This is a genomic window from Paenibacillus tundrae (genome assembly GCF_036884255.1).
GTDB lineage: Bacteria > Bacillota > Bacilli > Paenibacillales > Paenibacillaceae > Paenibacillus.
This window is the reverse complement of the sequence record NZ_CP145605.1, coordinates 6,448,226-6,471,053: the sequence shown is the minus strand read 5'-3', so window position 1 is coordinate 6,471,053 and position 22,828 is coordinate 6,448,226. Positions and strand designations below refer to the sequence as shown.

At 44.2% G+C, this 22,828-nt stretch carries 10 protein-coding genes; 6 read left to right on the top strand and 4 right to left on the bottom strand.

Going from position 1 to position 22,828, the window contains the following annotated elements; genetic code table 11:
• Positions 1 to 61 precede the first annotated feature (61 nt).
• On the top strand, positions 62 to 1,552 hold the full coding sequence (locus tag V6W81_RS28855) for an aldehyde dehydrogenase family protein (RefSeq protein WP_338541177.1): 1,491 nt from the start codon (positions 62 to 64) through the stop codon (positions 1,550 to 1,552).
• A 281-nt stretch (positions 1,553 to 1,833) separates the two neighbouring features.
• Here the strand turns inward: V6W81_RS28855 and V6W81_RS28850 are convergent, their stop codons facing one another.
• Entirely contained in the window at positions 1,834 to 2,286 is a 453-nt protein-coding gene (locus tag V6W81_RS28850) for a HEAT repeat domain-containing protein (protein WP_338541176.1), read from the bottom strand.
• Between the two features lie 206 nt (positions 2,287 to 2,492).
• The gene (locus V6W81_RS28845; protein ID WP_338541175.1) at positions 2,493 to 3,470 is read right to left on the bottom strand and encodes a YndJ family transporter; all 978 of its coding nucleotides are present in this window, start codon (positions 3,468 to 3,470) and stop codon (positions 2,493 to 2,495) included.
• A 153-nt stretch (positions 3,471 to 3,623) separates the two neighbouring features.
• On the opposite strand from V6W81_RS28845, the gene V6W81_RS28840 reads away from it, so the two are divergent.
• Positions 3,624 to 4,292: a DNA alkylation repair protein gene (locus V6W81_RS28840; RefSeq protein ID WP_338541174.1), complete on the top strand. Its 669-nt coding sequence runs from the start codon at positions 3,624 to 3,626 to the stop codon at positions 4,290 to 4,292.
• Positions 4,293 to 4,380: 88 nt separating this feature from the next.
• Here V6W81_RS28840 and V6W81_RS28835 read toward each other — a convergent pair whose 3' ends face one another.
• Positions 4,381 to 4,929 (bottom strand): DUF6199 family natural product biosynthesis protein, encoded by a 549-nt coding sequence (locus V6W81_RS28835; RefSeq protein ID WP_338541173.1) that lies wholly within the window; start codon positions 4,927 to 4,929, stop codon positions 4,381 to 4,383.
• Between the two features lie 470 nt (positions 4,930 to 5,399).
• Here V6W81_RS28835 and V6W81_RS28830 point away from each other — a divergent pair, with 470 nt between their 5' ends.
• The gene (locus V6W81_RS28830) at positions 5,400 to 12,221 is read left to right on the top strand and encodes an Ig-like domain-containing protein (protein ID WP_338541172.1); all 6,822 of its coding nucleotides are present in this window, start codon (positions 5,400 to 5,402) and stop codon (positions 12,219 to 12,221) included.
• Between the two features lie 153 nt (positions 12,222 to 12,374).
• Here the strand turns inward: V6W81_RS28830 and V6W81_RS28825 are convergent, their stop codons facing one another.
• Positions 12,375 to 12,998 (bottom strand): hypothetical protein, encoded by a 624-nt coding sequence (locus V6W81_RS28825; protein WP_338541171.1) that lies wholly within the window; start codon positions 12,996 to 12,998, stop codon positions 12,375 to 12,377.
• Between the two features lie 592 nt (positions 12,999 to 13,590).
• Here V6W81_RS28825 and V6W81_RS28820 point away from each other — a divergent pair.
• The 3 genes from V6W81_RS28820 to V6W81_RS28810 all read left to right on the top strand — a co-directional run bounded on the left by V6W81_RS28820 (position 13,591) and on the right by V6W81_RS28810 (position 22,617).
• Positions 13,591 to 19,473 carry a DUF7601 domain-containing protein gene (locus tag V6W81_RS28820; RefSeq protein WP_338541170.1) on the top strand — a complete coding sequence of 1,961 codons (5,883 nt, stop codon included), beginning with the start codon at positions 13,591 to 13,593 and terminating at the stop codon, positions 19,471 to 19,473.
• A 19-nt stretch (positions 19,474 to 19,492) separates the two neighbouring features.
• Positions 19,493 to 20,272 (top strand): class B sortase, encoded by a 780-nt coding sequence (srtB, locus tag V6W81_RS28815; protein ID WP_338541169.1) that lies wholly within the window; start codon positions 19,493 to 19,495, stop codon positions 20,270 to 20,272.
• Positions 20,273 to 20,502: 230 nt separating this feature from the next.
• Positions 20,503 to 22,617 (top strand): 5'-nucleotidase C-terminal domain-containing protein, encoded by a 2,115-nt coding sequence (locus V6W81_RS28810; protein ID WP_338541168.1) that lies wholly within the window; start codon positions 20,503 to 20,505, stop codon positions 22,615 to 22,617.
• Positions 22,618 to 22,828: the final 211 nt, after the last annotated feature.

Sequence of the window (22,828 nt, the reverse complement as noted above, 5' to 3'; positions counted from 1 at the left end):
TCATTGGAGTGGCTAGTGTAAATATTTTTTCGTTCCATTTATATAACGGAGGGGATGTAAAATGACGATACAAGCAGACCAAGAGACAGTTATCGTTGAAGCGTTTATTAATGGTCAAAATGTAAAATCCCTTTCGCAGTTAGCAAAAGAGAACCCAACCAACCCAACGGAGATCGTAGGCTATTTTCCTATCACTACGAAAGAACAAGCGGTTGAAGCGATTGAAGCGGCGGCAGGAGCTTTTAAAACTTGGAAGCAGACCTCCATTGACGAACGCATTATTATGATGCGCAAGGCGATCGAGAAGATTAGAGCAGCTGAGAATGAAATTGTGCATTTGCTGTCCAGAGAGCATGGCAAGCCTCTGTATGATGCACACGGTGAAATTTATGTATCGTTAATGTGGATGGAGTTTGCTTGTAATGAAGCTAAATCGGCTCTACAAGAAGAGATCCAAGAGCATGACCATGGTAAAACGATTCTTTCTTATGATCCAATCGGTGTAGTGGCAGCGATTAGTCCATGGAACTACCCTATTGCTCTATCTACGATTAAGATCGCTCCTGCCTTACTTGCAGGCAACACGATTGTGCTCAAACCAAGCCCATTTGCACCACTGGCCGCGGCGAAAGTGGCAGAGATTATTGCGAGTGAGTTCCCGGCTGGTGTAATCAATGTCGTTTATGGGGATGCCGATGTGGGCGTTGAACTGACTAGTCATCCTCTTGTGTCTAAAATCACCTTTACAGGTGGAACCGCAACAGCGAAGCATATTATCAAAGCTGCCTCGGAAACGATTAAGGATATGACGCTGGAGCTTGGTGGTAATGATGCGGCTATCTTCTTGGAAAGCTTTGATGTTCATGATGAGCGAGCAATGCGCCGGATAGTTATATCAAATTTCTTGACAGCAGGCCAGATCTGTATGATCGCCAAACGTGTATATGTACACCGTTCTATCTATGATGAATTTGTGGAAAAATATATAGAGGCGGCAAATCGCTGGATTCGAATTGGCGATCCATTCGATTCTAATACGACGGTAGGGCCAGTTAATAACCTGAAGCAGAGAGATTATGTGCAAGGTTTGGTTGAAGATGCGCAAAAGCGCGGGGCTAAGGTCATCCCTCTCGGTCAAATTCTTGATCAGAAGCTGTTTGAACAAGGCTACTATCTACAACCTACGCTTGTTTTAGATTGTGATGTTCATGATCCGATTGTCGTGGAGGAACAGTTTGGTCCTACGGTTCCGATTCTGCCATTTGACGATGAAGAGCAGGTTATTCATCTACACAATGAAAGCATATATGGATTGACGAGTTCTGTGTGGGGGAAAGAAGAGGATGCCATCTCCGTCGCACGTCAACTCGAAGCTGGAACGACCATGATCAATACAGCTGCTGTACAGGGGCTCGACGTTCGGTTCCCTTTTGGCGGCTTCAAGCAATCTGGTATTGGCCGTGAATATGGCGCGGAAGGCATCCGCACGTATACAGAAAAGCATGTCATCAACGTTCCGAAGACATTGGATCTTCCTTATATACCTGAATAAATCTTACAGTGCACAACTTCGCATCATAGAGAGAATGTACATGTGAAATTGAATGTAGACTCAAACTCTGCGCTTTGTTTACTGATCTTAAGAATCAGTAGACAGAGCGTTTTTTTTGTTAGATCAATTAGACAGGTAGCAAACATAGTAAATAGCATCCAACCTTCAACGTGCTACAGAGTGAGATAAACTCTGATAGCAATCAAATTTAACAATAAATAAAGAAGCCACTCCATTTTTTGAAGTGGCTTTGTAATCAGCTATTATACGATGAACGGTGGCTATCTTCGACCTAGTGTCTCCCAAATTCCATGGAGCCAGGAGTCGAACTCAGCATCTTTGTTGCCCTCGTAAGTATCATAGATATCCAGACGTGTTTTTTGCAGTTTTTCTTTAAATTGCTCAAATGTGTGACCTTCAGGAAGGCTTTTTTTAATTCGCAGCAAAATTTTGTTAAGACCTTTAAACAGATCGCCTTTGTTCTGGACAGGCATTTGTACATCTTCATCCAACTGCTTGAGCTTGCGATATGCGGCTTCGCGCACTTGAAACACTTGATCATTCTTCAAAACATTTTGCAGCAATTTAATGGTAGGGGCTGTATCCCAGTTTCCCAATTCGTTCACTGCATTCAGTCTGTCTCTCCAGCTTGAAGACCGATTAGCCGCTCGTTTGAGCTCTTCAAAGTTTTCCGGTAATTCGTTAACTGCTCCAATATCATGGTTGTTCGTCAAAATTCAATCTCCTTAATCATCGCCATCTCGGCAGATGATGAATGTTGTTTATGTGAACACCATTATAGCACGAACCTGGCTGAACTACTTCATTATAGCCGATAGGTTAGTCTAAAAATCGCGTTCGCTAATTCATGTTGTAGCAAGGGTAACAGGATGAAGACCGCTTGTTTCTGTATGTAATCACTCATTACGATGTATCAACCTTATCTATTCTCCAGGACACTCCTCTTTTTCTTAATGAAGTCCACCATGTACACCCATCCAATCAGCCCACATAAGACAAAACCAAACGCATGCAGAGATCCATAAATGGGAATGAAATCGAGTATGGTTAATGAAAACATATTCTTAAGTAACGGATAGAACATGGAAATAACCACAACCGTATAAAAGGCTAGGCAGGAAAGGCCTAAAAAGAAGGTTGCCTTAATATCCAAAGCGTTTTTCCTCAAGTAAGCAAGGAGATAAGCAGTGTAAACTACAATATTACAGGCGAATAACGTGACACCAATGTATTCAATGGGCTTGGAGAAAATCATACCAATCGCAATCAATATGGGGCCAATGATATCAATGGCAACGACCCAGGGATACCAGCTTTTTTTCGTCATGATCCGTCCCAGTGCACCAATAAAAATCGGAACGATCGCAGATGAGAAATGAAAGTGAACCGAACTTAATGCGTGTGTTGAAGGATTGGCTTGGAAGAGGTCAACTTGATATTGATATAAGGTAAACCATATTCCCCCGATAAAAAAATAAACGAGCCCCGCGCCGATCGCTATTTCCGCTGCTTTTCCTTTAGCAATCACAATGATGGTCAAGCCATAGATGCCAAGTAGTAATGTGAACAGTAGCCACCCAAGGGAGAGAATCCCTGGTATTGCTGTGCTTTCTAATCCCCACATCTTACTGCTCATTACAGAGGCCAGGGTAAGAAGCGCTGCGGGAAATTGAAGCCATTTCATAACAGTATAAACCATTCGTTGCTGTTTATTCTTTTCGTCATATTTCAAAAGCAAGATAACAAGAGGTACAATGACGAAAGCCGCATATAGTAGAAATTTTTCAACAAGTTCGAATTGAAAGTAATCCAAAACAAATATAAGAATAGTAATGATTCCACCGGGAATGACGGGTACTAATAATGACTGCGTAAGTTGCTTCAGAGAACTATTCATGGCGATCCCTTTCTCAATATATGGCGTATAATCTGCCTACATCCGTTTGTGTAGCATTTTTTCTTATAGATAGGCACTTCTCGTTGTAGTTTAACACATTTATTTGCGGTATATTGTTGAAACAATTCTCTAATAAAGGAGTTGTGGTGTCAAATGAGTAAGAATGAAGGTTCAGAAATGAAGCGTTCTTCAAAAGCAGCAGACATCCTATCACAGATCAATAGCCAAACGAAGCTAGGTGACTTACGAAAAATCGCGAAGGAGATTAAAAAAGATCACGAGCTAGCTATGGAACTCTGGTCAACCGAAGAGTATTTACCCAGATTATTAGCAATCTTAATTATGGATAAAAAACTTCTTTCACATGACGTGCTAGATAAGCTTGATCAGGATATGCAGACTCATACTTTTGATGAGCGAAATAACTTAATGGATTGGTTAATGGCTAATCAGCTCACCAAAGACAAGAAGACCATTGCATTGATAGAGTCATGGGAAAGTAGTCCTTCTGCTCGTCAAAGGCGAACTTTCTGGTATTATCAAGCGAGATTGAGATGGACTGGACAAGCACCACCTGATAACACCGAAGACTTACTAACAGCAATTGAAGCTAATATTGCGCAGGAAGAACCGGAAGTTCAGTGGGCTATGAATTTTATTGCAGGTTGGATAGGCATTTATGATGAAAGGTATCGTGCACGTTGTATTAAACTTGGTGAGAAAACGGGTCTTTATAAAGGTGAAATGGTATCAAAAGGCTGTACTCCTAACTATTTGCCCGAGTTCATTGCGATTGAAGTTAACAAACGAAATAAGAATTAGTATTTCATTTTGCTTGGAGGACAATATCAAAAGTTTTATTCAAAAAAAGAACCTCACTCTGGTGAGGTTCTTGAACATTATAACGATGTTACTCTTCACTATAATTTTTCGTAAACCATTCCTTCAATTCCTCACTCATGATCTCATACTGCGTCTGAGCAGCATTTGGATGCAGTTCAATCCCTCCAGAGGAACCCCAAATCACAAGTTCAACGCTAGTTCCGTCTATAAATGTAATCTCCCCGGTATTGCTCGCTCCAAAGGCATTGCCTGACTCAAAAGGTCTAAGTTCTGCATTTTGTATCATTTGCACAACGGTATTTGTTTCTTCCTGACTTAATGTTGTGGGATTAAACATGCCGATCCTGATTTCCTTCACTTGCTCCGCATCAAGTTTATTTTTAAATTGTTCTGCCCACGTGTGATCGGATTTACTGCCTGTGGAGCAACTGGAGACGATCAGTACAAGACCAATAATGACCAAGACAACGCCTAGAATCCGGTCAACACTTAAGGCTAAATCACTTGGCTCCGCATCTTTAAGCCTCCACCCCAGTCTTAGATACCATCCTAAGTAAGGCCAGATCGCGAATAATACTCCTAATATTAAGGCCAAAACACCGATGAATACTGACATACAATCACACCCTCATATCGTTCTATGAAAAATAGCGAGAACTCCACTCTATGTGTTTTTCCCACCAACAGATTAAATGTTACCGTACCTTCACTTACCCTGGAAGTCCCTTCAGAAACGATAATATGAATCTATATCATTTTGTTCAGTATTTGTTCAGAGCGAATGAGTATACTAGATTTCGCAATTCATTCTCTAAATAGGAAGAAGGTCATAAGAGCTGCGAAAGTTATTTGATGAAACGCGCAGATGATAAACCAAAAGAGTGCTTACGCTAGGTGAATTTTGGGAACATGGAACTATCTCTGAATTCATCTGCTTTGCTAGAAGCGTACACGCATGGGTCTAATCTGGATTACAGCATGCATAACTAGACATCTAGTTTACATGGACTGGAAGCGGATTCAGGATAATCTACCCATGAAGTTGTTCGTTACAATTCAATACTAATTTATACGGAGGCATGAAGTATGAACAAAGGCTTCACCAAATTGATTTCAATTGTGCTTACGGTGTGTCTGCTATTGGGGATTAGCGGTCTATCTCCTTTGGTTGGCTCAGTAGCTCATGCGGCTAGTACTCCGACGATGGCGGAGACGAACTATGGCTCGTACCAGGTCAAATTGACTGCTGATCCAGTAACAGATGCAGCACCTAGCGGCTTTGGTACAGCCGATTCGGACGGGCGAATCTGGACTGACAAGAGCGTTACAGCAGAGAGCGACGGCAGTTTCAATGTGAAGCTATCTGCATTGGCACAAGAATATAAGACGATTAATACGACCAATCCAGGTGTCGGTGGAAGCACTAACATTAACGGGCCTGCAGCGGATGTTACTTTTATTTTGGACATGAGTTCCTCTATGGGAAGTTTGAATGGCAGAGAAATAGCGGAAACAGCGGGTGGACCAGGGGTTTACTATCGTGTGGAAGCTATGGCCAAGGCGGCGAATGATGCCATTCGCACAGTGATGGATGCCAACCCCAATAACCGGGTTGCGGTGTATTGGTTTGGGGGCTCTGCTTCGAATAATCACCTCGGTACGTTTATGGAACTAGGCCATTATGAATTTAGTTCAGGTCATGGAACAGAAGATTATTTGAAATATGCTACATCGAACCAAACGATCACATTGAACAGTAATCTAAACAAAGATGGCAGTTCTGTTGGATCACAATCTGCGGTTTCTCTCGGGGGAGGAACGCCAACGCAAGATGGTATAATGTACGGCGTTTCAAAAACGATGAGTAAGGTCGGTACCAAGGGCACAGGCCCTAAGCGCAAGCCTTATTTATTCCTTCTATCCGACGGAGCAGCGATTCATGCGAAGAAGGCATGGTATACGTCGCCAAAAGGCAGCTCGTTCGAGACCGAGTTTAACAGTGCATTAACTGATGCTACAACGATCGCGAACTATAATCAGATTGGAACGGATGGCACGAAATATGTGCCAGCAGCAGCAGGTACTAGTCTGGCAAGTACAGGGCACCCGGAAATCGCTGCGTTAACCATACTTACCGGCGCGTATATGAAGGATCTTTTAGATGATACGTACACAGCGTACAATGAAGGGGAATCCACCCAAGCTAAGGTGTATACAGTGGGATTGGGCTCCTCAACTGCGATTAATGGACCTTCTGGTAGTCAGCCAGTGTACGCATGGGCGGGTCTTGATCCAAAAAGAGTGAACGACAATAAAGAGGATATTAATTATAACTACGGTTCAGCAAAGAAAACCTATGACAGCTTAGTAAGCTATGCAGCTCAGCGAACGGGTGGCTTTAACTATGCAGATGCATTTGTTTACAGCAATTATTATACATTTGCTCCGACGTATGACATTGTCAGTTCAGCCTTCGCTGGATTGGCGAATGATGTAGAAGCTACTACAACGATACTTCCACTTCTCAACATACCGGAGACTACCGATCTTGGCTCTGAAACCGCGGATATAGCGAGCGCCATCGTCGTTTCAGATGAAATCAGCAATGATTTTACTGTGAATCTGTCCACGTTGAAAATTGGGGATGCTGTTGCAACGGTGGACACAAGTACGGCGATCTCCGGCGGTACAGCATATAAGTTTGCTGGATACGGGAGTCGAGCCGTGATCAAGACGGTGTCAGGCGTTAACAGCTTAACTTGGTATATCGATGCAAGCGATATGCAGCCACATATTTACCGCTTTAAGAACCGGACGAATCCACAGTCGGGGGAGTACAGTCCTCCAGCAGAAGGTACTTTTAAGCTAAGCTATAACGTGAAACCGACATTTCAGGTACCACCGAATAACGTAGGAGAGATAACCCGCTACCTTAATTCGGGCAACGACACCGATGGGGCCAAAACAGCAGCATATTTCTTCCCGCCGACCGACAGTCCGTATTACGATGCATTAAAGAGTAAGCAGACGGTATCCAAAACGAACGGAATCGGTGCAAGCTATGTTAGTGAGGAGTGGCTGAGCGATACAAAAGCCACAATGAAACTTGGGAACAACGGTAAGCTTGATTTGTTAATGGGAATTGACAAAAAAGGCCCGGCAACGATTCAAACTAACGGATCCATTGACTATAAAGTTACAATTTATAACTACACAGATACAGTGAAGACAGGTCTTAGCGTAACAAGCGAAGGTCAGACACAAACGGGGGTCGATGTTCCCGCGAATGACAGCAAGGAGCTGACCTTTACGATAACCGCACCAGATACGCCACAGACTGTAACTAGTGGTACGGCTACATTGTCTGGCATTGGGCTTGTATCTAATATAGTTACTACCGATGTAACGAATGTGAAAACAGCGGTAATCAACACACATGTCATCGGAGATAACGGTGGTACAACTACAGGAGATAACACGTATAACATTGGTGATATAGCTACTATTACAGCAATACCAATGCTAGGTTACGCATTCACAGGATGGTATGACAACCCAGGAGGGACAGGCAATTCTGTAAGTACGAATGCAGAATATGATGTAACTGTTCAGACAGATGCAGACTATTATGCAAAATTTGTGATGATGCCATATGCCGAAAACGACAGCTATAGTGTCTTAAGAGGAGAAACGCTCACAGTTCCGGCGAGCGACGGCATCTTGGTGAATGACTCGGATGGGGAGGGTCTTCCGCTCACAGCGGCAAATGTTAGCACTCTGAGCGACCCAAGCAAGGGCACGCTGACTGCGAACCAAGATGGATCATTTACATTCGTGGCCGATGATGAAGCGTCCGGTACGGTGACGTTTACGTACCGAGCCGATAACGGCATCGTCAAATCAGACGTAGCCACAGTAACGATCACGATTACTCTGCCCGTGGCTACGCATGAGCCTATCGCAGAGAATGACACCTACCGTGTAAAAAGGGGAGAAACGCTCACAGTTCCAGCTGAGACAGGCATACTCTCAAACGATAGCGATGATGAGAATCATTCACTTACAGCGGAAAGAATCAGCACCTTGAGTGATCCAAGCAAGGGCACGCTGACTAGTGTAGACCCTGACGGCTCGTTCACATTCGTAGCCGATAGTGAGTCGTCCGGTACGGTGACATTTACGTACCAAGCCTTTGATGGAACTGCCTATTCAAGCGTAGCGACGGTAACAATCACGATTACCGTACCCGTTGCTACCCATGTCATTGGAAATGTTGGTGGTATGACTGCCGGAGATGGTGACTATGCACTTGACGAAGTAGCAACACTTACGGCTAGTTCATACGACGGATACACATTTGTGGGATGGTATGACAACGAAGCAGGTACAGGCACTCCTATTAGCACGAACACGACATATACGTTTACGGTTACATCAGCCGGAGAGTATTACGCCAAATTCAGAGTATTACCTTTCGCTCAGAATGACAGCTATCGAGTTGTGAGAGGGGAGACCCTAGATGTTCCAGCCGAAACGGGCATTCTAGCGAATGATACGGCTCCAGGAAACGGTACACTCACAGCCGAGAGCATCAGTTCACTCAGTGATTCAAGCAAGGGTACCCTGACGGTCAACAACGATGGATCTTTTTCATTCGTTGCAGATGATGGAGCATCGGGTAGTGTGACATTCACGTATCGAGCCTCTGACGAAACAGGTCAATCGAACGTGGCTACAGTGACCATTACAATTACCATGCCAATCAGCACACATGTCTTAGGCAATGTTGGTGGCACGACTGCGGGTGACAATACCTATGCACTCGGCGAATCAGCGACACTTACGGCTACTCCGGCTACAGGTTATGCATTCGTAGGATGGTATGATAACGAAGAAGGCACGGGTACTCCTGTAAGCACGAATGCCATATATACGTTTAACGTTACATCAGCCGGAGACTATTATGCTAAATTCAGTTCTTTACCTGTCGCCGAGAATGACAGCTACCAGGTTGTTAGGGGAGGTAAACTGACTGTTCCAGTGGCAAATGGCATTTTATCCAATGATACGGTTGTAGGCAATAATACACTCACAGCCGTGAGTATAAGTACAATTAGCGATCCAAGTAAAGGTACGCTGACTGTAAATACCGATGGTTCATTTACGTTTGAGGCGAATGAAAATGCGTCAGGCAGTGTGACGTTCACGTATCAAGCCTCGGATGGAGCAGGTCAGTCAAACGTAGCCACGGTGACCATCACGTTTACCAATCCGAGCATTAACGGAACGGTGAAGGATAAGAAAACGGGAGATCCGATATCCGGTGCAACAGTAATTTTGCGTGATCTTGCAGGGAAAGAGAAGGGACGGGTCACAACAGGTTCAGATGGTAAGTACAACTTCGATAATGTTGTGATCAATAAATATATTTTAGAAGTCGTTAGTCATGAGTATAGTCTTGCTCATAGAGAGGTTTCAGTATCTAAAGTCAACGGCAATGCGAACGGCGTTGTTACCGAGGACTTTGAGCTCGTCGAGTACAAAATTACACTGACAGCTAATCCATCGTCCATACTCGGGAATGGTACAGCGACATCGGTCTTCAAGGCGGTAGTGACTGATATCGAGGGTCGTCCTCAGGCTGGAATTCAAGTTGTATTTGATGTGCCAGATACGATGTACGGTCATTTTACAGGTAACTCGAATACGGTGAGCGTCTCAACGGATGCACAAGGGATCGCAACCACAACCTTCACCGCAGGAACCCTTGGAGGTACAGATCCAAAATCTATACCGTTGACGGCAACGGTTGATGATAGTCGAAGAGGTCTCTATGCGAGTGATACCATCTATATTACGTTCACTCCAGGCGTTATTACAGGTGTGGTGACAGACGCACTGGGTCACCCTATAGCAGGTGCAAGTATTACAGTAAGTAAAGATTTTGACGGTGACGGTATTGTTGATTTTCATGCTGTTGCAGTTACTGAGGCAGACGGAGCTTACACCATAGCTATACCGAAGGGCAGTGAGACATATGATGTCTCCATTACCAAACCCATTGAGATTGGTGGCAAGAAAACGTCCGTTACGTTTCATCAGAGCGTTCCGGTGAATGCCAATATTGATGGACAGTCCTATAACGCGAACAAAACGGTCTCGGGTGTTGTTTTGATTGGATCAACCCAGAATGGTACCTCCGCGCTCAACGGAACGGTAGGTGGAGGTTATACCATATCACTAACCGATGGCAATGGAGCCCACACAGGCTCGATCGATCCAAATGGTGTATTCAATATCGATAGCGTATTAGATGGTAGCTATACTGCCGATGTGATCTATAACATTCCGCTGCCAGAAGGCGGAACCAAGCCTGTTGTTATTGGTCATACGAAGGTGGAAATTAGTTCAAATGGACAAATTAGCATCAGTGAGGTGCTTATTGACCCATACGGCACAATTACGGATTCCGTTACGGGTAATCCAATACCAGGTGCAGTCGTTAAGCTTCATTATAGCAACGGAACAGAAGTCATCTTGCCGCCTGTGAACGGCTTCCCGCCAGCGGATAATGCCAACCCACAGACGAGTGATGCGACAGGACAGTATGCATACATGGTATTTCCGCATACGGATTATTATTTAACGGCAACCAAGGCAGGATATAAGGATTTTGACAGTAGACTTGTTGACCCGAGTCAGCCACTGATTCATGTGGGTACGGAGATTGTGCTGTACGACTTTAGCATGACGCCGCTGTCTTCATCCAGTGGAGGAGGTTCTTCAATCGGAACACCTGCTATTCCACCAGTCGTGACCAATCCTGTTACACCGCCAATCGGCACGACACAGCCTGCTGAACCGGCAACAGGCATGACAGATTCAATTGACCTTGCCACAGCCATTCTTGTCGATAAAATGAAAGTCAGAGAAGGCGATACAGTAACCTTCACCGTTATTTATGCCAACAAAACCCTGACTGAGGCAGACGATGTTTATGTTAAAGCGAATATCCCAGCAGGACTGAGCTTAGTTGACGCAAACGGCGGTGTGGTAACTGGTCAAGAACTGAAGTGGACGCTAGGTAAGCTGGCAGGAGGATCGCAGGGCAAACTGACGTTCAAGCTCAAGGTCAATGAAATGAACGAAGGCGAGAACTATGCTGCCGTAACAGCTTCCATTGGTACAGATGATAAGCGTACGCTGGCCAATATTCAGGATGACACATCTTTGATTAAAGTGATGATGTATTCTAACCGTTACGAGCATCAGCATGATCGATACATTATGGGTTACCCTGATGGCAATGTGAAGCCTGAGAAGCTCATAACTCGTGCAGAGATTGCTGCTATTTTTGCCCGTACACTGAAACTGCAAGGTGAGGTTCGACATGTGAAGCTGTTCGATGACGTTGCTACAGATTACTGGGGTGCTGAGTATATTGAAGCAGTGGCAAATAAAGAAATATTTAGAGGTTATGCCGATAATACATTCAAACCGGATCAGCCTATTACCAGAGCAGAGCTCGCAACAGCTATCGCCCGCTATCTTGGCGTTGCGAAAGAGCTGCGAATCGATCCTATTTTGAGAATAAGCTCGTTTACGGATATTGAGAAGAACTGGGCGGAGCAGTCGATTGAGGAAGTGTTCCGCTTCGGTATCGTATCGGGTTATAAGGATGGTTCCTTCCAGCCTGGAGGTCAGCTCACTCGTGAAGAGGCCGTTAAGATGATTAACGGTATGCTGTACAGAGGGCCTCTAACTGGAGTTGAACCTTCGTATCCGGATAACCGTCAAGACAAATGGTCATTCGGACAGGTTGAGGAAGCAACAAGAACGCATACGTACCAAATCAATGAAGATGGTTCTGAAACGATGATCAAGTATATCCCAGAAGATCTGTGGTAATCTTGCTTTACCATAGACTCAAGCTTAAAAAGGATATGTAATCTATATTGAAGGAATCTGAGGAGCCTGCCTGACGGGTTCCTCAGATTTTTTTTAACTATTTAAATGAAATATCAAAGAAGAGCCACAGGTTCTGCGGCTCTTCATCTAATCTTAGCGCCCGCCCGTATTGGAAGCCCAGACAGGAATCCAACTATTCGGATATTGGCTATTCGTCAGAGTTGTATTATAAAGTACTAAATTTCCATCACTTTGCATGATCAGTGTGTCACCTGTTGTGTCAGTTGGTAATGTGTTTCCGTGATGAGTTGGAATCCAAGAGGCTGTATTGGCAATCCAAGCCGTCTCCAGTATAGAAGTATCCATCATCCAAACCTTAACCCAACCCCAACCTGTATAAAATTCGAATTTTCCTGTAGCAGGGTTGAATCCATGATGATTACCATACTGGTATATATCTTGATATCTTCCACCAAATTTGGACATGACCAGATGTCCATCTTGTCTGAATTGGAATGAAACAGCTCCACTTTTACTAGTACCACTACTCCAAAGAGAAGATCCATTCTGATAAATAACAAAATTCCCGTCACTCTGCCAAATAGCTGAGAATCTACCATCTTGAGAAGTGAGATAATCACCCTGTGCCATACTGCTGCCGATAGTTAGCTTATCTCCAAGATAGCCAGCGGATGCTGTCGCAGGTAGGGTAAAAGCCAAAATCAACAAGCCAGCCATAAAAATTCGAAATGATCTTAGAAAGAGATATTTGTTCATTGGACACACTCCTAAGTTCTGAATAATAGTAGAAGCTAAATGCATAGATAAGTACACTATTTCAGTTGTTACAAGATACTAGCGTGATGCGTGTGGTTAGGAGCGGTGAGTGAGTAATCAACGCAACCCCATAAGCAAATGCGGCAACCAAGATCAATAATGCTCTCATGCTCACCTCCTTCAATACAAAAATATTAAATATGCTTTGCATACATGATGTAATTTGAATTGTGCATGATAGAGATTTTGTGTAACGAGAATTAATACTTTATTTTCCATTATAGCAACTAAAAAGTTAAAATACATATTTTTCTATTCAGAATTTTTAGATATAACAAATTTATTTTTGATAAAACTTCCTAACTCTACTTAATCTTCATTAATCTTCTGTCTCCCCGTCATAGATCGTCATACTTACGCTGATATAGACTTGCCGATGTTGAGGTTTTGTATAGGTCTCTACATTAGAATGGTCAAATATGCCATTAGATTGGCTCACTTTGTCACTTTCTTGAGTGTAAGAGATCAGGAGAGAACGTACATAAGTGGCAGACAGCAACTAAAATTTTCAGAAGTGGAGGAGATTTCGATATTGAAACACAAACGCAGTATAGGTAAAACAATGCTATCCATCTGCTTGGCAATCATGCTTGTCTTGCAGACTGTAGCATTCCCTGCTGCTGCATTGGCGAATGATGATTCCGGCTCAATGAACGTAGTCGAATCGCAATCGACATCAGAGGTCGTGGACGACGCAACAGGTGGGCTTCCATCAGACAATTCTTCCTTGGAAGCGGAGGAAGTGAGTGATCCGTCAGATGAAACGTCGGAGAACAATCTGCCGCCAGCATCAGATGAAGAGGAAGCAAACGATGCAACAGAAGAGCCTTCTTCAGACAGTCCAACGATGACACCTGAGGCGGAGTCCAAGCCGCAAGCTAATAGCATGGTTGGACTAATGGCCGTCGATCCATCGGACAAAACAGCAGTATTCATGGATGCGAATGCATCCTTTCCACTGAAAGTAACGCAAGGAACTGAAGTTGCTCCAGGCGGTACCATTCAGGGGAGACAGGCATTTACCCTTACATCAGAGGGGCTCAAGGTACCAGTAATGGGTGATTATGTTGGTACACAGGATCAGAACGATACGACGAAGTACATGCAGAAGGGTGACTTCATTGAGCTAAAAAGAGACACCTACTTCAAGGAAGTCGTTCTGCCAACCGCGACTAGAACCTTGAATGCCACGACTGATTCTGGAGTGAAGCAGCTTGGTACCGTTTATTTCACACCGAATAGCATCCGAATTGTATTTAATGGGGACGATCAGTTTTTCGATGGTAGAGGTAGAGCGGTCACATTCAGCTTTGATACCACTGCTAATTCGGATGTAACAGGTATGAATTACGGTGAAAGCAAACCGATTTCGATTTTTGGCGGAGCATATCAACTAAAGAATCCGGATGTTACCCCGGCTTATAGCATCAACTTGGCAGGGGATAACTGGCCTAAGAACGCAAGTTGGACTTGGTGGTATATAACCGTGCCAGCCTATCAGAATGGTTATCTGACCATCCAGTCTACTCCGTCTTCGTTTGATGTGCTTGATTCAACTTACAAGCTACCGCTAGATGGAATGACGTTCTATTCCAAGCCTTCTGATTACCGTACGGTCTATGTACCTGGATCTTTCAAGGTTAACGGTAATGCGGTACAGCCAACGATTGATGGAGATGGCGGGCTGAGCTATATCTTCCCGGCGGAGACTGGAATAGATCCAAAAGTTGAGTATCAAGTGTGGTTTAAGAAAGATTTATTTTATAAAGAGTATCGTGACGTGGGCATGGATCCTGGTCGCTCTGGGGGACAACGCTTTGATCCGAAAGTTGAACTGAGGGATGCGAATGCTAGTGTAAAAGCTAGCGCAGTACGGGAAACGTGGATAGCGCCCGACTGGATTCAAGCATCTGCTTCATATGACCACTCCAGTGAAACAATCACATGGAAAGTTGTAGTTAACCAGTATAACAAAAAAGGGTTAGAGGACTTTACGATAACCAATGTACTACCTCAAGGGCTAGAGTTTGAATCAGCTACGTGGCAGACATGGGTAGATGGGGTTGGATCTGAAGAAGCAGCAATTACACCAGATCCGAACGGAGTTTATTCCTTTGACACGATTAACGGTAAGGTTGAATTGTTGATTAAGAGCAAGGTTATTAGCGGTTCGAATTTCGAAATTAAACCTCGTGCCAACTGGAACTTGGCTACACCAGACGGCATACAGAACAACGATGTAACTGTGGGTACAAGACCTAGTGCGGTTACCGATGAGGCCACCGTCACTGTCGGCGCTCATACGTTTACCAAAGCAGGCGCTGTATCGACAGAAGATTTTAACCTGGGTGGCATTACGTGGACTGTCAATCTAGCGCCACAGTATGCTTTGCCCAATGCTGCCGTATACGATGTGTTGGTTCATGGCGGGAATCTGAACGTCTTGGACAATGCTGTGGATGATACTGGTGAGGTCAGTGCAGACACAATTGCCAAAATCAAAGCTAATGTAACTAACGCGCAGTTGTGGAAGCAGTACCACAAAGATTCCATCAAGGGCACAAACGGCTTAAACTTGAAGGTCATCCCTTTGAAAGTGAACGATGAAGTCGTGGCAGATCTGGTCAAAGCGACTGGATATACAGATCAAGCCTCGTCATTTAGTTTCCGCTCACTTGAGACTAATCCTGACATTCTGTTCAGACAGGAGATTAATGCAGGGAAAACCATTTCAAATCGGGCTTTACTGATTGATGGTGAAACTGTAAAACAAGCGCAAAACAGCGCCAACCTGCACCTACGTATGCTGAACAAGGATATGCTTGCGGCTTCGTATCCTGTTAAGGTGGACGGTACTACTGACACATGGTATACCCCGAACAATGTTCAACGTTATATCGGCTATGACGGCTCATCAAGTGGGGACGAATATACCATAGCTGGTTACGACCGGATAACAAAAACGGTTACTTTCCGTTTAGGTGTCAATATGCCAGGTTATAACACTGACGAAATGGCGAAAGACGGTGGGAATCGGGTTATCACCAATGTGAAACTGGTGGATACATTACCAGATGGTTGGGAATTTGTACCTTTTGAGAATGGAAAAGATTACGAGCTGTATAAGGGCTACTCTAACAATGATGGTGGCACTAACTATGGAGCCCGTAACAACGCTATATCCATTATCGAGCCAAATGATTCTGCGCATGTGGTGAATTTTGACCATAGCGGAAACGAAGGTGTTTTCACATTTTCCAAACTGCAAAGTCCTTATGTCATTTTGGTAAAGGCGAGACCTTCCAATGAAGCTCTGGCGCAATATATAGAGGATTACACCACGAATGGTATTGATAAACAAGTGATGTACAACAAAGCCGACCTGCATATGAGCTGGGGCGGAGAAGAGAAAGTTGTTACGGAACAACGTAAGATTATCGTACCTATTCAGACTTTAAACAAGTCAGTAACCAAGCCTGTTCCAGGCGTGCTGGAGTGGACGGTAAATTATACCCCACCATTCAACATGCAGCAGGGTGCGTATTTACAGGATACGTTAGGTGCAGGTATGAATCTGCGTTATGAGGTAGATGGAAAGCTTGTGCTGTCAGCGCCAAGTATGGCAGTCTATCCGGCTACACTGACTGCTAGCGGTGCTCTTGAGCGAACTGGCGCTGCACTCGATCTTAGCGATCCGAATGCTGAAGTCCAGGTAGAAGCTGCGCCGGGCGTGGGTGGCACTACTGTTTTATTATTCAAAATGGACGACCCTAACGAGTTCTATCAGTTTGTCTATCAAACCGAGGTTGACCCAAATACAGCCAAAGCTGGAGATAAAATGGGCAATGAGGTTAAGCTCATGGGCGATGATAAACTGAAATCGGTTAGTGCTAGAAGTGAAAGCACGCTGGACAGTTCAGACGTAGCCGGCACTTCAACGTCCAATGCATTGCTGCCTTTGAGAAAGGTAGATCCGGATAACAATCCGTTAAAAGATGTGGAATTCACGCTCTATAAGAAAAGCAACGGGGAAGAAGTCACTCACGGAACAACTGATCGTGATGGGAAACTGAATCTATTCATCAAAGATCCCGGATATTATGAGCTGAAGGAAACGTATATCGATACAACAACATGGTTGCCTATGACCAAAATTTATCAAGTGTATATTGGTAATACACCTGGTAAACCAATCTGGGTAGACGGCATAAAAGTGAACTCTGAACTTCCACTGATCGTGCCTACGCCAGCACAAGGTAAGTTAACGATCAGCAATACAGTGCAAGGAAATGGAAGTGATCCTTCCAAGGACTTCGAATACACTGTGAATTTCGATGGTGAAGGCAAAGACAAGGAATATGCCTACACGAAGTCAGATGGTACCTCTGGCAAGATTAAGAGCGGAGATAAAATTACGCTTAAGCATGGGGAATCTGTGACACTCGCAGCATTGCCTGCGGATCTAATGTATACCGTGACACAGGCCGATTATACGACTATTGATGGCTATACCACTACACCAGAGACGAGAGAGTATTCTGGCACAATCGTGAACAAAGGCGATCATAAGGCAGATTTCATCAATGAACGCACCGTTACCAATCTGTTCATCATCAATACCGTTAAAGGTAAAGCCGATGACAAACAGAAACCGTTCAAGTACACCATCACCTTCACAGGTGAAGGGGCGGACGAATCCTATGTTTATACGAAATCAGACGGTAGCACGGGTGTTGTCCGTAACGGAGATACCTTTGAGCTTACTGATGGACAGACGCTCGGTGTACAGGATCTCCCGACCAATCTGGCATATACGGTAACCCAAGAGGATTATACGACAGATGGTTATGTGACAGATCCCGAAGATTTTGTCCACACAGGCACGATTCTTGAGAAACAAGTGTCGAGAGCAGAGTTTGTAAATACTCGTCCGTATCTGGAAGGCATCCTGCGTAACAACAATACAGGGGAAGTTATTCCTAATGCGCCAATTACGGTAACTGATCTGAAGACAGGTGAGAAAATTCAGACAGTGACAAATGAGAATGGTGAGTATGCAGTTCCAGCTGTGGCAGATACGGACTATACCATCACTTATACGAAGAAATATCGCGTAGGTGGTAAGGATGTACCCGTCGAGTTCACACAAAAAGCAAATGTAGATGGCAGCGTGACAAACGAGACCGTTCCAGCCGACATTACGGCAGTAGGTATTGTAATGTTCAAGCAGTTGAATGGAACAACAGAACTGTTCAACGATGAGTTTATCAGCCATATGCATATCTATTTGAAGGATAGTGCCGGCAATTATATTGAAGAAAATGGCCGTCCTAAAGCATTCCCGATGGCTTCAAATGGAACGTTCTCCGTAGAAGGGCTAAGCGAGCAGAAGTACATCATGGAAGTTCGTTATGAGACGGAGACAGGCGAAGAATTACTCCTCAAAGTCGCACAACTGGATGTAAAGGCGAACGGAGAGCTTAATATTTCCGAGGAGTTAGTTGACCCGTACGGTACGGTTTATGATGAAACGACAGGAGATGCCAGCACGGGCAAGAAGATTGAAGGAGCTGTCGTTACACTGTATTATGCGGATACGCAGCGGAATAGAGATAAAGGTCGCATTCCGGGTACAAAAGTAACCCTTCCTGCGGTTCCTAATTTCCCGCCGCACGATAATAAGAGTCCAGAGCAGGATAGCGATGCCAATGGCTTTTATGCGTACATGGTATTCCCTGAAGCTGATTACTATCTGATCGTAACGAAGGATGGATACGAGACACATCGAAGTGATACGATCTCTGTCGATTTCGACATTGTCAGATATGATGTGCCTATGAGACCTATTCGTTCTAGCGGCGGTAACGGTGGCGGTGGAACGACTAATCCAGGCAACGGAACAAGCGATCCGGGTAATGGAACGACCGATCCGGGCAACGGAACAACTGACCCGGGTAATGGAACGACCGATCCAGTTAACGGAACGACCGATCCGGTCAATGGAACGACCGAACCAGTTAACGGAACGACAGATCCGGTCAGTGGAACCACCGAACCGGTTAACGGAACGACAGATCCAGTTAATGATACCAACGAGCCAGATCACGGTGCTACCGATCCGGATATCGGCACGATCAATCCGGTTGATGGAATGACCGAACCAGGTAATGGAGTGACTAATCCGGTGAGCGATAATACCGAGCCGGATACAGATACGACCAATCCGGGCAAGGTTAATAATGACACCGACAATGGCAACAGTGAAGTCAACAACGTCAGCAATGAGCTGGACGATGCTCCGAAAACGGGAGACAACAGCGTAACGCCAATAATTTATATGGCACTAGCTCTGATGTCCTTGATGACAATTGTACTCTGCCTGTTCGGTAACAAGAAGAAAAAACACATTCAATGATTGGAGAGGCGGTAAGAACATGAGCAAAACCAAAAAAATTCTTATCGCCGTTTCCCTCCTTATATTGGTCTTTTCTCTCGTCAATATGACGAAAACTTATCTGAGAGATTATGCTGAGCAGCAGAAAATCGCAGAGTTGACCAAGGTTTGGAAGGATAGTTCGGGCAAGGGAGGAGGGGATTATATCCCCTCCCTTTTGTCTAGTAAGACGGCTGAACCGGTTATACTTCCCGAATTCCGAGAGCTGTACGAGAGAAATTCGGACATTGCGGGCTGGCTGAACATTGACGGTACTCGCATTGAGTACCCCGTGATGCAGAATCCGCAGGATGCGGAGTACTATCTGGATCATGATTTTGATAAAAAAGAAAATCATGGTGGCCTCCCATTTCTGGATAAGCATAGTCAGATCAACGGTTCAGACATTCTACTCATTCATGGTCACCATATGAAAAGTGGCTGGATGTTTAAAGACTTAATGAAATACAAGAGCGAAAGCTTCTATAAAGAGCATGCTACCTTCCAGTTCAGCACGCTTTACGAGAAGGAAGAGTATGAGATTGTAGCCGTTATTGTGTCGGAAATTTACCGCAAATCGGATGACGTTTTTAAATACTATCAGATTGAACATGTAAACACGCCAGCCGAGTTTGATTCCTATGTCCAGAACATCCAACAACTCGCTCTATATGATACGGGGGTAACAGCACAGTATGGCGACAAACTTATTGTACTGTCCACGTGCGAGTACTCGACTGAGAACGGACGCTTAGCAGTGGTTGCCCGCAAGGTTTCATGACGATGCTGAAATGCCAAAAGAATTGACCTCATATGTGATATCCCTTTGGGAGATCCATGATCCATGAACTACCTTTGTATATACAAGGGTGGTTCTTTTTTTAAATGAATTCAGTTTTCTATCAATCTCGCAAAAATTTTACATTAATTTAATATATTTTGTACTTATAATGAATTGAACTATGGTAAAATATCTCAGGATCAGAAATTGGAGAGGGGTTTTGTTAATTCATGTCTTGGAAAAAATACGTGGCTAAAAGCACCATTCGTGTAGCTGCTACTGCACTATTGCTCGGCCAACTATTTGGTGCGGTTGGTGTCTCTGCTGCAGACGCAGATGTAGAAGTACACTTGATTGGAATCAATGACTTCCACGGTCAGCTAGATACGACCTCTATCGTTAGTGATAAAAAGGCAGGAAGCGCTCCAATTCTAGCAACTTATCTGAAAGAAGCTCAAGCAAAATATGAGCATTCCCTACTCTTCCATAATGGAGACTCGGTCGGTGCATCTGCTCCAGTTTCATCTCTAGATCGGGATGAGCCTACCATGGAATGGATGAACATGATGGGCTTTGATGTAGGTTCTCTAGGTAATCATGAATTCGACCATGGGATCGCTGCTCTGAAAGCACAAATCTTTGGTGGTCTTGATCCCAAAGAAGGCAAAGTAACGCATGCTGGTGCAAAATTTGATTATGTTAACGCAAACGTGATTGAAACGGCTACAGGCAAACCATTGATCAAGCCTTATGTTATTAAAGAAGTGGGCGGCGTCAAAATTGGATTTATCGGATTGGTGACGAAATCTACACCTGCCAAAGTATCCCCATCCGGTACAGCAGGCGTAACTTTCCTAAGCGCTGAAGAAGAAGTTGAAGCCGTTAATAAATATGCAAAAGAACTGCAAGACCAAGGTGTAGAAACGATCATCGTACTTGCGCATGATCCAGCAACCACCAAGGAAGGTGTAACAACTGGAGAAGCAGCTGATTTGGCTAAAGCTCTGCCAACAGATACACCTGTTGACGTTATCGTTGCAGGCGACAATCATGCACTGGCTAACGGTGAAGTAAATGGCATTTTGATTGTTCAAGCCTATTCATATGGTACGGCATTTGAAGATATTAAGCTGATGATTGACCCTAAGACTGGGGATGTAACGGAGAAATCAGCTACAGTTACAACGACTTTCCAAGAGGGTGTGAAAGAAGACCCTGAGACTTTGGCGATTATTAAGAAGTCTTTGGACAAGCATCCTGAGCTGACTAAGCCAGTAGGTACAACAGATGGTTCTGTGACACGTACGGATGCTTATAATAATGAAGCTCCTCTTGGTAACTTGATTGCAGATGCAATGCGTGAAGCAGATTTTGGCGATGATGCAGACGCTGCTGACTTTGCATTTATGAATCCAGGTGGTATTCGTGCAGATCTGCCACAAGGTGATGTGACTTTTGCTGATCTTGCAAAAATCCAACCTTTTGGTAATACGCTCGTGAAACTGGAGTTGACTGGTGCGCAGGTCAAAACATTGTTAGAGCAACAATGGGGTACGAATGCGGACGGTACACCAAATACGAAAACTCTTCAAATTGCTGGTTTGAAGTATACTGCAGATTTCAATAAACCAGTTGCAGAACGTGTTACAGGTCTGAGTCTGGAAGATGGTACACCAATTGATCCTGCAAAAACCTATACGGCTGTAGTGAATAACTTCATGGCTGCAGGTGGAGACAACTATAAAGTGCTATTGGATGCTAAATCATCCTTAGCAGGCCCTATCGATCTGGATGTATTCTACCAATACATCGTAGATACATTTAAAGGCGAGAGCATTGTCGCTAAAAATGAGGGTCGTATTACGAACGTGGTGGCTGCAGAGCAACCAGAAGCGCCAGTTTCCAATGAATCTATTACGCGTGCTGAGTTTGTAACTGCGCTCGTAGAGATGTTGAAGCTGAACGAAGTAACTACAGCGCCAGCATTCAAGGATGTTGCTGCTAACGCTGCATATGCTGACGCAATCGCTGAAGCTACACATGCTGGTTTCATTCAAGGCTACGGTGGTAACTTCAACCCGGATCGCGATATTACCCGTGAAGAAGCTGCTACAATTCTCGCTAAATTGCTGAAGGATCAAGCTACAGATACAAATGCGGCTACGATCATCGCAGGTTTCGAAGATGGTTCAACGGTTTCTAAATATGCTGTTGATTCTATGGCAAAACTGATCGACAAAGGTATTTTTGGTGCAGATAGCAAGCAGCTTCAACCGAAGCAAGGTCTTACTACCAATGATGCGAAGGCTCTAATTGAAAAAGCAGTTGCAGCCAAAGCTTCATAATTAGAACTCATTCTTATCTTTTTGTAAGATAGCAAAACACATCCGTATGGGTGTATAGCTACTCTCCTATGCATAAACCTCAATTCTTATTAATTAAGAAATGGTTTATTCAGGAGCATACTATATCCCAATGTGGATGTGTTTTTTGTTGTTTACTTACCTGACTATAACTGGTTCTTTGCTAGTACCGCCTCTATTTTATGCCGAAAAT